Genomic DNA, 11,358 nt, shown 5'->3' on the forward strand with positions numbered 1-11,358 from the left:
TCCTTGGCGCGCGCTCAATGCGCCTGGTAGCCGGGATGCCAGCGCAGCCAGAACCGCTCCAGCCCGCGCGACAGCAGGTCGGCCAGCTTGCCCAGCAGCGCGTAGAGCAGGATGCCCACCAGCACCACGTCGGTCTGCAGGAACTCGCGCGCGTTCATGGTCATGTAGCCGATGCCCGATTGCGCCGAGATGGTTTCCGCCACGATCAGGATCACCCACATCAGGCCGAGCGAGAAACGCACGCCCACCAGGATGCTGGGCAAGGCGCCCGGCAGGATCACCTCGCGGTACAGCCGCCAGCCGGACAGGCCGTAGCTGCGCGCCATCTCGATCAGGCCCGGGTCCACCGCGCGGATGCCGTGGTAGGTGTTGAGGTAGATCGGGAAAAACACGCCCAGCGAGACCAGGAACAGCTTGGCGGTCTCGTCGATGCCGAACCACAGGATCACCAGCGGGATCAGCGCCAGCGTGGGAATGTTGCGGATCATCTGCAGCGTGCTGTCGAGCAGCGTCGCGGCCGGGCGGAAGGTGCCGGTCAGCAGCCCCAGCACGAGCCCGAAGCCGCCGCCGATGGCGAAGCCGGCCGCCGCGCGCCAGCTGCTGACCCATACGTGGCGCCACAGTTCGCCGGTCACGGCCAGGCCCCACGCGGCTTTCACCACGTCGAGCGGCGCCGGCAGGATGCGGCTGGACAGCCAGCCGGCCTGCGCGGCCAGCTGCCAGCCCAGCACCAGCAGCACCGGGACCGCCCACGGCGCGGCGGCGGCCGCGGCCTGATGCAGCCACGCGATGCGGCGCGGCGGGAGTGTCGAGGGGGCGCTCATGGCGTGTCTCCTCAGCTCTGCGACGCGCGCGGCACGATGCCGGTCGCCATCACTTCGCCGAACGGGCCGGACAGCACCTTGCCCGGCAGCTTGTCCTGCACCGAGCGCGGCAGCAGCGGGAACACCAGCTCGGCGAAGCGGTAGGCTTCCTCGAGGTGCGGGTAGCCGGACAGCACGAAGGTGTCGATGCCCAGCTCGGCGTATTCCTGCATGCGCGCGGCCACGGTCCGCGCGTCGCCCACCAGCGCGGTGCCGGCGCCGCCGCGCACCAGGCCGACGCCGGCCCACAGGTTGGGGCTGATCTCCAGCTCCGCGCGCGAGCGCTTGCCGCCGCCGGCGTGCAGCGCGGCCATGCGGCGCTGGCCCTCGGAATCCATCTTGGCGAACACCGCCTGCGCGCGCGCCACGGTCTCGTCGTCGAGGTGGCTGATCAGCTGGTCGGCCGCGGCCCAGGCCTCGGCGTCGGTCTCGCGCACGATCACGTGCAGGCGGATGCCGAAGCGCACGGTGCGCCCGTGGCGCGCGGCGCGCGCGCGCACGTCGGCCAGCTTCTTCGCCACGTCCTGCAGCGGCTCGCCCCAGGTCAGGTAGGTTTCGACCTGCTCGGCGGCCAGCTCGTGCGCGGCTTCCGACGAGCCGCCGAAATACACCGGCGGATGCGGCCGCTGCAGCGGCGGGTACAGGACCTTGGCGCCCTTGACCTTGAGATGCTTGCCGTCGAAGTCCACCGCGGCGCCTTCGTGGCTGGCGGCCAGCACGTCGCGCCACACGCGGATGAACTCGGCCGAGGCTTCATAGCGCTCGGCATGGTCGAGGAACAGGCCATCACCTTCGAGCTCCGACACGTCGCCGCCGGTCACGAGGTTGACCAGCAGCCGCCCGCCGGACAGGCGGTCGAACGTGGCCGCCATGCGCGCGGCCAGCGTGGGCGCCATCAGACCCGGGCGCACCGCCACCAGGAAGCGCAGCCGGCGCGTGACCGCGGCCAGCATCGAGGCGGCCACCCACGGATCTTCGCAGGAGCGGCCGGTGGGAATCAGCACGCCTTCGTAGCCGAGGTTGTCGGCGGCGGTGGCGATCTGCTTCAGGTAATCGAAATTGACTTCGCGCGCCCCATCCGAGGTGCCGAGATAGCGGCTGTCGCCGTGCGTGGGGATGAACCAGAAAACCTGCATGTCTTCACCTGTTGAGCTTGTCGGGGGCTATGGGATCAGGGCCGTTCTGGGCGACAGCCTCGTGGAATCGTGCGCGGCCGGCGCGCCGCTCAGCGCTGCGCCTGCCAGGCGGCGTCGGCCACCTTGACCGGCTTGGGAATCAGCTTGAGCGTGTAGAACACGTCGGCGATGCGCTGCTGCTCGCCCAGCACGGCCGGCGTCACGGCCTTGGCGCCGTAGGAAAAGCGCGACACCGCCAGCGTCACCACGGCCGGGTCGAGGCCCAGTTGCGGGACCAGCACGGTCACGGCTTCCTTGGGGTTCTTCTCGGCCCAGGTGCCCAGCGTGGCGAGCTCGTCCAGGATCAGGTTGACCACGTCGGGCCGGGCCTGCGCGTAAGGGCGCGAGGCCAGGTAGAACTGGTGGTTGCTGACCACGTTCTTGCCGTTGGCGCCGCGGCCGTCGGCCAGCACGCGCGCGTCGAGCTGCTTCTCGGCGGCGGCCAGGAACGGGTCCCAGATCGCCCAGGCGTCCACCGCGCCGCGCTCGAAGGCCGCGCGCGCGTCGGCCGGGGCCAGGTAGACCGGCTGGATCTCGCTGTAGGGCACGCCGGCCTTTTCCAGCAGGCGCACCAGCAGGTAATGCACGTTCGAGCCCTTGTTCAGCGCCACGCGCTTGCCGCGCAGGTCCGCCACCGACTTGAGCGCCGAACCCTTGGGCACCACGATGGCTTCGGCCGCCGGCGCGGGCGGCTCGTTGCCGATGTAGGCCAGTTGCGCGCCGGCGGCCTGCGCGAAGATCGGCGGGGCTTCGCCCACGGTGCCGAAATCGATGGCGCCCACGTTCAGGCCTTCGAGCAGTTGCGGGCCGGCCGGGAACTCCGTCCACCTGACCGCGATGCCCAGCGGCGCGAGGCGCTTTTCCAGCGTGCCGCGCGCCTTGAGCAGCGTCAGCGTGCCGTACTTCTGGTAGCCGATGCGCAGCACCTTGTTGCTGGTGTCCTGCGCCTGCGCGCGGCCGGGCAGCAGCGCATAGGCCAGGCCGGTGGCGGCCACCAGCGCGGCCAGCAGCAGGCGGCGCTTGAGGCTGGCGCCGGCGGCGGGCGCGCTGTGGTGGCCGGCGGGCGTGGAGATGGGCGAAGTCATGTGGAATGGTCCTGTACGAAGATGATCCTGTGCGAAGCGAAGCAAGGCGATGCGGCGCGCGCATGCCCGCCTGCCGGCCCGCAGGCGGCATGGCAATCAAGGCGCGAGGCAAGCGGGCGGGCGGCAGGCGCCGCCCGCGTCAACTCAGGCGGAACATCGCCCGGCCGCGGCCGGGCGCGCCGCCGCGCGCGCGAATGCGGCGGGCGCGGTGGACGTATCCGCGCTGGCGGCCGTGCCGGGCAGCAGGTCCAGCGGCACCGCGATGCGGGCATGGGCCAGCGCCTCGCGCAGGCGCAGCACGCCTTCGGCCAGGCGCGCATCCAGCGCGGGATCGAGGCTCAGGCCTTGCGTCTCGGAATAGGCGATCTGCTGGTCCACGGCGAAGATGCCGGGCAGGATGTGGCGCGCGCCGAGCGCGGACAGCACCGGGCGCAAGGCGTAGTCGATGGCCAGCGTGTGGGCCAGGCTGCCGCCGGTGGCGATCGGCAGCACCACCTTGTCGCGCAGGCCGGTCTGGGGCAGCAGGTCGAGGAAGGTCTTGAGCAGGCCGCTGTAGGCCGCCTTGTAGACCGGCGTGGCCAGGATCACCACCTGGGCCTCGGCCACCGCGCGGGCGGCGGCGGCGATCTCGGGGTCGTCCACCCTGGCCGCCAGCAGCGCGGCGGGCGGCAGTTCCCGCAGCGCCAGGTGGCTGGTACGCTCGCCGGCGGCTTCGAGCACGCCGCGCAGATGCGTCAGCAGGTGTCCGGAGCGCGACGGTGCGGAGGGGCTGCCGGACAGGGTCAGGATGGACATCGGGCTTTCCTTGTTGGCTGGTTGGCGCAGCGGGCGCGGCGGGTTCTTCGGTGGGCGCCGCGCTCACGCCGCCGCTTATTTCTTGCCGGGCTGGTAGATCTGGTCGAACGAGCCGCCGTCGGCGAAGTGCGCCTTCTGCGCCTTCTGCCAGCCGCCGAACTCTTCGTCGATGGTGAACAGCTTGACCTTCGGGAAGTTGGCCGCGTACTTGGCGGCGATCTTCTCGGAGATCGGGCGGTAGTAGTTCTTGGCCGCGATTTCCTGGCCTTCGTCGGTGTACAGGAACTGCAGGTAGGCCTCGGCCACCTTGCGCGTGCCCTTCTTGTCCACCACCTTGTCGACCACCGCCACCGGCGGCTCGGCCAGGATCGAGATGGACGGCGCGACGATGTCGAACTTGTCCGGACCCAGTTCCTTGATGGCCAGGATCGCTTCGTTTTCCCACGCGATCAGCACGTCGCCGAGGCCGCGCTCGACGAAGGTGGTGGTCGCGCCGCGCGCGCCGGAGTCGAGCACCGGCACGTTCTTCAGCAGCGCGCCGACGAACTCCTTGGCCTTCTGCTCATTGCCGCCCGGCTGGCGCAGCGCGTAGCCCCACGCGGCCAGGTAGTTCCAGCGCGCGCCGCCCGAGGTCTTCGGGTTGGGGGTGATCACCTGCACGCCCGGCTTGATCAGGTCGTTCCAGTCCTTGATGCCCTTGGGATTGCCCTTGCGCACCAGGAACACGATGGTCGAGGTATAGGGCGAGGCATTGTGCGGCAGGCGCTTTTGCCAGTCGGCCTTGAGCAGGCCCTTCTCGGCGATGGCGTCGATGTCGTAGCCCAGCGCCAGCGTGACCACGTCCGCATCCAGCCCGTCGATCACCGAGCGCGCCTGCTTGCCCGAGCCACCGTGCGACTGGCGGATGGTCACGGCGTCGCCGCCCTTGGCCTTCCAGGCCTTGGCGAAAGCGGCGTTGACATCCACGTACAGCTCGCGCGTGGGGTCGTACGAAACATTGAGCAGCGTGGTGTTGGCCCAGGCGACCTGGGTGGAACCGATCACGGCCAGTGCCGCGAATCCGATGGCCAGCTTGCGAATCATGTGTCTTGCTCCCGTCATCTGTCGTGAAATGGCGCCTTTGCGCCGCGTTTCATGGCCTTCCTTCGTGGGAAGGCTTGTGTCAGGGAAGAAGACTACCGACCGGCCTATCTGAAAGGAACGAATGGTTTCGCCGATCCTTGCACGTTTTCCGCATAAGATTTCGCGGAAATATGGACATGCCCGGCGCGTCATACGGGGTGCCCGCCGATGGCGCCCATGACGCCTCGCGACCGCCCCGCCGCCCGTTCGCCCTCAGCCGGCGTGGAATGCCGGCAGGACCTCCGCCGCGATTTCCTCCATCACCTCGCGCGGCGCGCGCTGCGACGAACCCAGGTTGAGCGTGACGTGGTGCGTGCCGCTGTCGCGCATCCCGGCGAGCACGGCGGCCAGCCCGCGCCGACCGGTGCGGTAGCCGAGCGGGATGGCCGTGGGTGGCGCGCCGGGATCGTCGGCGAGGTCGAGCTGCATGGCCACGCCGAACGCGCGGAACTGCCCCGGCGCGGCGCGCTCGACCGCCGCGCGCCACATGCGGTAGCGCTCGCGCTGCACCGCCGGCTCGCGGTGATACGTCATCCAGCCGATGGCATGGCGCGCGATCCAGTCGACGCTCTGCCCGCCGGAGCCGACCGCGAGCAGCGGAATCGGCTGCGCGAGTTCCGGCAGCAGGAAGAAGGCTTCGGCGCCGCCCGCCTCGCCTTCGGCAACGAGGTCCGGCACCACGCGGGAGGGCCTGGCCACCGCCGCCGCGACGGTCTGCCAGTGGCGCAGATACAGATCGCGCCGCGCCGCCGTGTCCTGCCCGAAGGCGGCATATTCGGCCGGCCGGTCCCCGGAACCCAGGCCGAGGATGAAGCGGCCCTGCGACAGCGCCGCCACCGATACCGCCGCCTTGGCCACATGCAGCGGGTGGCGCAGCGTGAGTACGATGGCGCCGCTGACCAGCGCGATGCGCCCGGTCCGCGCGGCCAGCGCGCCGAGGAAGACCCAGGGATCGAGATGCCCGACCGGATCGGGATAGGCGGCGCTGTTCAGCGGCACGTCGCGCACCCACAGCGCGCGAAAGCCGAGCGCGTCCGCGTGCGCGGCCAGGCTCAACTGCTCCCCGAAATCCGCGACGATGCGGCCCGCGCCCAACAGCGGCAGCGTCAGGCCGACCGAGAGCCGGTCCGGCGCGAACGGCGCGGGCGCCACATTTCCGCTAGATGTCATGCATGCCCTCCCCGCACGGCCGGATATCGTCCCGCATCTTACGCCGCGCGCCGCCAAAGAAAAAAGCCCGCCCCACTTGCGTGGCGCGGGCTAAGTTTCCGTACTTGGAAACGGGTAGACAAGTCATGAAGAGCGCCCCCGCATCTCCATGACGGAAACCATCTTAGCGGGACGGCTCGCGGCGGCCATTGACCCACGTCAAACGCATGTCGGGAGCGGAAATTTCCGTCGGCGCGGCGGTTGTGCCGCCTGCGGTGCTTGCCGTGGCACTTCCGGCTCCCCCGGCGCCTACAGTGCCTACAGCGCCTCCGGCACGCCCGGCTCCGCCTCTGCCGGCGCGGGCGGTGCGCCCGGTGGCACCTTGTAGCGGTTGTAGCTCCACAGGTATTGCTGCGGAAAGCGCCGGATCAGCCGTTCCATCTCGGCGTTGAGCAGCGCCGCCTGCGCCGGCGCCGCGGCCGGCAGTTCAGGCAGGCGCACGTAGTGCATGCGCCAGCCGCGCCCTTGCGGCAGCCGCTCGCCCGCGGCCAGGATGATCGGCACGCCGGTCTGCATGGCGAGCTTGCCCGGCAGCGTCATGGTGTAGGCCAGGCGGCCGAAGAACGGCACCCACACGCCATCGCCGAAGCTCGGCGCCTGGTCCGGCAGCAGCCCGACCGCGTTGCCCTGGCGCAGCGCCCGCACGAAGGCGCGCACGCCCTGCGAGGTGGCCGGCACCACCTGCAGGCCCGACATGCCGCGCGCGGCATCCAGCAGCGGCGCCATGATGTCCTTGCGCGGCGGGCGGAACATCACGGTCAGCGGCAAGCGCTGGGCGGTGTAGCGCGCGGTGATCTCGAAGCAGCCCAGGTGCGGCGTCAGGAACAGGATGCCGCGGCCGTCGTCGACGGCGTCCTGCACCACCTGCCAGTCGTCGGTGACCACCTGGCCCACGCTCTGCTGGGTGCGGAACCAGACCCGCGGCAGTTCCATGATCATGGCGCCGGCTTCGCCGGCGGCGTGGCGCGCGAAGGCGGGGTCCGCATAGCCGGCGATGGCGGCGTTGGCGCGCAGGCGCTCGCGGTAGCGGCCCGGCGCCGCGTAGGCCAGCTTGCCGAGCAGGCGCCCGGTGGCCTGCAGCAGTGGCAGCGGCAGCCTGGCAAGCAGCCGGAACAAGACGGGCAGCGCACCTGCCCCGTGCCGAAAATGGTCATCCATGTTGTCATCAGTTCGTCGGTGCGTGGCTGTCGCCACGCGCATTCATGCATTCAAGCACTTGCAGCGGGTCCTGCGCAGATTGATCGGCCGGCGCTCAGCCGGCGGTGACTTCGATGCTGTCGACCCTGGCCGGGTCGAACGCGAGATAGCCGGCGATCTGCGCCACGGCCGCGTAGGGATGCTCGTAGGTCCACACCGCGCGGGCGGCGCGCGCGCCGCCCGCGGGAATACTGTAGTAGGCGCAATCGCCTTTGTACGGGCAATAGGTGGCATGGTCGGTGCGCTCCAGGCGCGCCATGTCCACGTCCGCGCGCGGCACGTACTGCACCGCCGGGTAGGACGCCTCGCACAGCGTCAGCGCCGCGCGGGTATCGGCCACCACCGCGCCGCCGGCCCTGACGACGACGCGCCCGGGATTGGCGGCGATCGTGATCGGGTGATCGGGGCCGGGAATCTTGACTGTTTTCGTGTTCATGGGGAAGGTCGTCTCCGGGTGCGGGCTGGCGCCATGTCCGCAATGTTACTTCGATGCCGGCGCCAGCGCAGCCCGGCGCCCCGGTTCGGCACCCTTTCCCGCGCCGGCCCGGCCCGCCTCAGCGCGTCGCCACGATGAAGAAGCGCGGGAACGGCAGCAGCACGGAGCCGTCGGCCAGGAGCGGGTAGGCGCGCGCCACTTCCGCCGTGTAGCGCTCGAGATAGGCGCCGCGCTGGGCTTCGTCGAGCGGGTCGAGGAACGGACGCAGGCCGGTGCCCTTGAACCATTCCACGATGGCCGCCGGGCCGCCCGCCAGCGCATGGTAGTAGGTGGTCTGCCAGACGTCGACGGTGCCGCAGTGCGCGCGCAGCAGCGCGTAATACCAGTCCGGGCGGGCCAGCGTGGTGCGCGCCTGCGCGGCGGCGGCGAGCCGGGCCGCCCACGGGCCGTCGGCGGCGACGTCGCGCATCAGGCGGTGCGCGGGCGTGTCGAGCGTGTCCGGTACCTGGATGGCGAGGCTGCCGCCGGGCGCCAGCTTGGCCGCCAGCGCCGGCAGCAGGCGCTCGTGGTCGGGCAGCCATTGCAGCACCGCGTTGGCGAGGATGAGGTCGTAGGGGCCGGGGGCCTGCCAGTGCTCGATGCTGGCCACTTCGAACTGCAGCGCGGGCAGGCGCTTGCGCGCGGCGGCGATCATGTCGGCCGAGCTGTCGAGGCCGGTGACGCTGGCGCCCGGGAAGCTGGCCGCCAGCACCTCGGTCGAATTGCCGGGGCCGCAGCCGATGTCCACGGCAAGGCGCGGCGCGCGCCCCGGCACGGCGGCCAGCAGGTCGCGCACCGGGCGGGTGCGTTCGTTCTCGAATTTCACATACTGCTGGGCTGACCACGTCATTTGTGCTCCTTCGCTGTTCGTGCCTGACAAGCCGTGAGCATAGGCCCGAACGGCCGCGCCTGGCGAGGCGCCGGACGCACCTGCCCGGACCAGATTATTGTCCCGGGCGGCGGAATCATTGTCCGGCCTGGCGGACAACGGCAACGACGCATGCCCGCGCCGCTCCCGCGCGGGCGCCGCCGCGCGCGCCCCAATCCCTTGATTCTGCTGGGTTCCACCGCCTGCGCCGCCAGCCGCCGCCTCAGGAATACGCACAGCGCGCGGACCCGGTTCGCGAGCGCCGGCGCGCGCGGGCGCGTGCCGCCGCTGCGCGCACGCGGCGGCACAGCTTCAGCCGGCATCGCCCCTGCCGTAAATACGTATTGAGATTTTCCTCAATACATGGATCAAGCAATGCTATCGAAGCTCACCATCAAGGCCCGGCTCGCCATCGCGATGTTCGTGCTTTCCCTCCTCGTGGTCGTGGTCGGGGCGCTCGGCCTGCTCGGCATGACGCGCAGCAACGAGGCCAACCACGCGACCTACGCCAACCAGCTGCCGAGCGCCATCGCCATCGCCGAGGCCGATAGCTGGCTGGGCCGCGTGCGGACCTCGCTGTTCAGCGCCGCCCTGGACCCGGCCTCGCCCCACGCCGCCGAGCTGCTGGCGCGCAACGTGAAATTCCTCAGCAACGCCGATGCCGCCTGGCAGCGCTACCTGGCGCTGCCGCGCGACGCGGAGGAAGACCGCCTGGCCCAGGAAGTGAGCGCGAAGCGCAAGGCGCTGTACGGCGCGCTCGATACCTTCACCGACGCGATCAGGTCGGGGGACCATGAGAAGATCATCGCCACCGGCGTCGCGCACACGCCGTTCTACGCCGCGCTGCAGTCCAGCGCCGAGGCGCTCAGCAAGCTGCAGACCGAGCGCGCCCGCACCAGCTACGAGGATGCCGAGGCTTCCTTCTCGCGCTTCCGCACCATCACCGTGGTCGCGCTGCTCGGCGGCCTCGCGCTTGCCGTCTACAGCTGGCTGGCGCTGCGCCGCGCCATCGCGCGGCCGCTCGAGGCCGCGCTGGAGCACTTCGAGTACATCACCGCCGGCGACCTGAGCCGCACCGTCCACGTGCACTCCCAGGACGAAATGGGCCTGTTGCTGGCGGGCATCGCGCGCATGCAGGACGGGCTGGCGCAGACCGTGCTGGCCGTGCGCACCGGCAGCGAGACCATCGCCGCGGCCACCAAGCAGATCGCCGCCGGCAACGTCGACCTGTCGTCGCGCACGGAGCAGCAGGCCGCCTCGCTGGAGCAGACCGCCGCCAGCATGGAAGAACTCACCGGCACCGTGAAGCAGAACGCCGACAACGCGCGCCAGGCCGCCTCGCTGGCCGCCACCGCGTCGGGAACCGCCAACCACGGCGGCGAGGTGATCCGCAACGTGGTCTCGACCATGAGCGAGATCAACGAAAGCTCGGCGCGCATCGCCGACATCATCAGCATCATCGAAGGCATTGCCTTCCAGACCAACATCCTGGCGCTCAACGCCGCCGTGGAAGCGGCGCGCGCCGGCGAGCAGGGCCGCGGCTTCGCCGTGGTGGCCGGCGAAGTGCGCACGCTGGCGCAGCGTTCGTCGAGCGCGGCCAAGGAGATCAAGGACCTGATCGACAAGTCCTCGGCGCGCGTCACCACTGGCACCACGCTGGTCGACCAGGCCGGCGCCACCATGACCGAGATCATCCGCGACATCCAGCGCGTGTCCGACATCATGGGCGAGATCTCGGCCGCCTCGGTCGAACAGACCAGCGGCATCGACCAGGTCGCGCGGGCGGTGAGCCAGATGGACGAAGTCACCCAGCAAAACGCCTCGCTGGTCGAGGAAGCGGCCGCGGCCGCGCAGTCGCTCGAGGAACAGGCCGGCAAGCTCAAGGACACGGTGGCCGTGTTCCGGCTCGGCGCCCAGGCCGCCACCGGCGTGCCCGCCCGCCCCACGCTTCCCGCGCGTCGGGTCCTTCCCGCCGCAACGCGGCCGGCGGCGGTGCCGGCGCGCGCGGCTGCCACGCGCGCGCCCCGCGCCGCCGCCACGGCGGTGGCCGCCGCCCCCGCCACCGCGGCGGGCGGCGACTGGTCCTCGTTCTGAGGCCAGGCGGCCGGCGCCACGGGTTCGCGCCCGTGGCACCGGGCCCGCTCTGGTGAAATACCGTTACAGTTGTATCTGCCTGTCCGCCCGCGGCAGCGCTAGAGTAGCGTCATGGTGATGGCATGACGAGGACAAGAACATGAAGCAAGGATTCTGCTGCGCCCTGGGCATCGGGGCACTGGCCTGGGCCGTTTCGCAACCCGCGCTGGCGCGCGTGGATGTCGGCGTGAACATCGGCGTGCCGGTGGTGGTGGCGCCGGCGCCGGTCTACGTCGCCCCGCCCGCCCCGGTCTACGCGCCGCCGGCGCCCGTCTACGCCGCGCCCCCGGTGTACGGCCCGCCGCCCGTGGTGATGGCGCCCGCCGTGGTGATCGGCTGGCATGGCGACCGCTACTGGGACGGCCGCCGCTGGTGGGGCCGCCGCGACTGGTATGCGTACCATCATCCGCACGGCTACCACCGCTGAGCCGCGCGC

Annotated in this window: 11 protein-coding genes; 2 read left to right on the forward strand and 9 right to left on the reverse strand. The window is 71.1% G+C overall.

The window, feature by feature from the left end; genetic code table 11:
- Positions 1-14: 14 nt before the first annotated feature.
- The 9 genes from ssuC to tam all read right to left on the reverse strand — a co-directional run bounded on the left by ssuC (position 15) and on the right by tam (position 8,771).
- Positions 15-824: an aliphatic sulfonate ABC transporter permease SsuC gene (ssuC, locus tag KF708C_RS18505; RefSeq protein WP_020202692.1), complete on the reverse strand. Its 810-nt coding sequence runs from the start codon at positions 822-824 to the stop codon at positions 15-17.
- A gap of 11 nt (positions 825-835) precedes the next feature.
- Positions 836-1,999: an FMNH2-dependent alkanesulfonate monooxygenase gene (gene ssuD, locus KF708C_RS18510; protein ID WP_059412885.1), complete on the reverse strand. Its 1,164-nt coding sequence runs from the start codon at positions 1,997-1,999 to the stop codon at positions 836-838.
- 89 nt (positions 2,000-2,088) lie between these two features.
- On the reverse strand, positions 2,089-3,123 hold the full coding sequence (locus KF708C_RS18515) for a sulfonate ABC transporter substrate-binding protein (protein WP_059412886.1): 1,035 nt from the start codon (positions 3,121-3,123) through the stop codon (positions 2,089-2,091).
- 144 nt (positions 3,124-3,267) lie between these two features.
- The gene (ssuE, locus tag KF708C_RS18520) at positions 3,268-3,918 is read right to left on the reverse strand and encodes an NADPH-dependent FMN reductase (protein ID WP_059412887.1); all 651 of its coding nucleotides are present in this window, start codon (positions 3,916-3,918) and stop codon (positions 3,268-3,270) included.
- A 75-nt stretch (positions 3,919-3,993) separates the two neighbouring features.
- Positions 3,994-5,001 carry a sulfate ABC transporter substrate-binding protein gene (locus KF708C_RS18525; protein WP_020202688.1) on the reverse strand — a complete coding sequence of 336 codons (1,008 nt, stop codon included), beginning with the start codon at positions 4,999-5,001 and terminating at the stop codon, positions 3,994-3,996.
- Positions 5,002-5,253: 252 nt separating this feature from the next.
- The gene (locus KF708C_RS18530; protein WP_029043537.1) at positions 5,254-6,210 is read right to left on the reverse strand and encodes a TIGR03571 family LLM class oxidoreductase; all 957 of its coding nucleotides are present in this window, start codon (positions 6,208-6,210) and stop codon (positions 5,254-5,256) included.
- Positions 6,211-6,507: 297 nt separating this feature from the next.
- Positions 6,508-7,407 carry a lysophospholipid acyltransferase family protein gene (locus KF708C_RS18535; RefSeq protein WP_059412888.1) on the reverse strand — a complete coding sequence of 300 codons (900 nt, stop codon included), beginning with the start codon at positions 7,405-7,407 and terminating at the stop codon, positions 6,508-6,510.
- Between the two features lie 94 nt (positions 7,408-7,501).
- On the reverse strand, positions 7,502-7,882 hold the full coding sequence (locus tag KF708C_RS18540; protein ID WP_020202684.1) for a DUF427 domain-containing protein: 381 nt from the start codon (positions 7,880-7,882) through the stop codon (positions 7,502-7,504).
- A 118-nt stretch (positions 7,883-8,000) separates the two neighbouring features.
- Entirely contained in the window at positions 8,001-8,771 is a 771-nt protein-coding gene (gene tam, locus KF708C_RS18545; RefSeq protein WP_020202683.1) for a trans-aconitate 2-methyltransferase, read from the reverse strand.
- 393 nt (positions 8,772-9,164) lie between these two features.
- Between tam and KF708C_RS18550 the strand changes: the two genes are divergently transcribed.
- Both KF708C_RS18550 and KF708C_RS18555 read left to right on the forward strand, forming a co-directional pair.
- Positions 9,165-10,883: a methyl-accepting chemotaxis protein gene (locus KF708C_RS18550; RefSeq protein ID WP_059412889.1), complete on the forward strand. Its 1,719-nt coding sequence runs from the start codon at positions 9,165-9,167 to the stop codon at positions 10,881-10,883.
- Positions 10,884-11,022: 139 nt separating this feature from the next.
- Positions 11,023-11,349 (forward strand): hypothetical protein, encoded by a 327-nt coding sequence (locus KF708C_RS18555; RefSeq protein ID WP_059412890.1) that lies wholly within the window; start codon positions 11,023-11,025, stop codon positions 11,347-11,349.
- The last annotated feature ends 9 nt before the right edge of the window (positions 11,350-11,358 follow it).

The organism is Cupriavidus basilensis (assembly GCF_000876015.1).
GTDB lineage: Bacteria > Pseudomonadota > Gammaproteobacteria > Burkholderiales > Burkholderiaceae > Cupriavidus > Cupriavidus basilensis_B.

Excerpts from the sequence above, each read along its gene's own strand:
- ssuC (WP_020202692.1), bottom strand. The coding sequence starts at position 824 with ATGAGCGCCCCCTCGACACTCCCGCCGCGCCGCATCGCGTGGCTGCAT.
- ssuD (WP_059412885.1), bottom strand. The coding sequence starts at position 1,999 with ATGCAGGTTTTCTGGTTCATCCCCACGCACGGCGACAGCCGCTATCTC.
- KF708C_RS18515 (WP_059412886.1), bottom strand. The coding sequence starts at position 3,123 with ATGACTTCGCCCATCTCCACGCCCGCCGGCCACCACAGCGCGCCCGCC.
- ssuE (WP_059412887.1), bottom strand. The coding sequence starts at position 3,918 with ATGTCCATCCTGACCCTGTCCGGCAGCCCCTCCGCACCGTCGCGCTCC.
- KF708C_RS18525 (WP_020202688.1), bottom strand. The coding sequence starts at position 5,001 with ATGATTCGCAAGCTGGCCATCGGATTCGCGGCACTGGCCGTGATCGGT.
- KF708C_RS18530 (WP_029043537.1), bottom strand. The coding sequence starts at position 6,210 with ATGACATCTAGCGGAAATGTGGCGCCCGCGCCGTTCGCGCCGGACCGG.
- KF708C_RS18535 (WP_059412888.1), bottom strand. The coding sequence starts at position 7,407 with ATGGATGACCATTTTCGGCACGGGGCAGGTGCGCTGCCCGTCTTGTTC.
- KF708C_RS18540 (WP_020202684.1), bottom strand. The coding sequence starts at position 7,882 with ATGAACACGAAAACAGTCAAGATTCCCGGCCCCGATCACCCGATCACG.
- tam (WP_020202683.1), bottom strand. The coding sequence starts at position 8,771 with ATGACGTGGTCAGCCCAGCAGTATGTGAAATTCGAGAACGAACGCACC.
- KF708C_RS18550 (WP_059412889.1), top strand. The coding sequence starts at position 9,165 with ATGCTATCGAAGCTCACCATCAAGGCCCGGCTCGCCATCGCGATGTTC.
- KF708C_RS18555 (WP_059412890.1), top strand. The coding sequence starts at position 11,023 with ATGAAGCAAGGATTCTGCTGCGCCCTGGGCATCGGGGCACTGGCCTGG.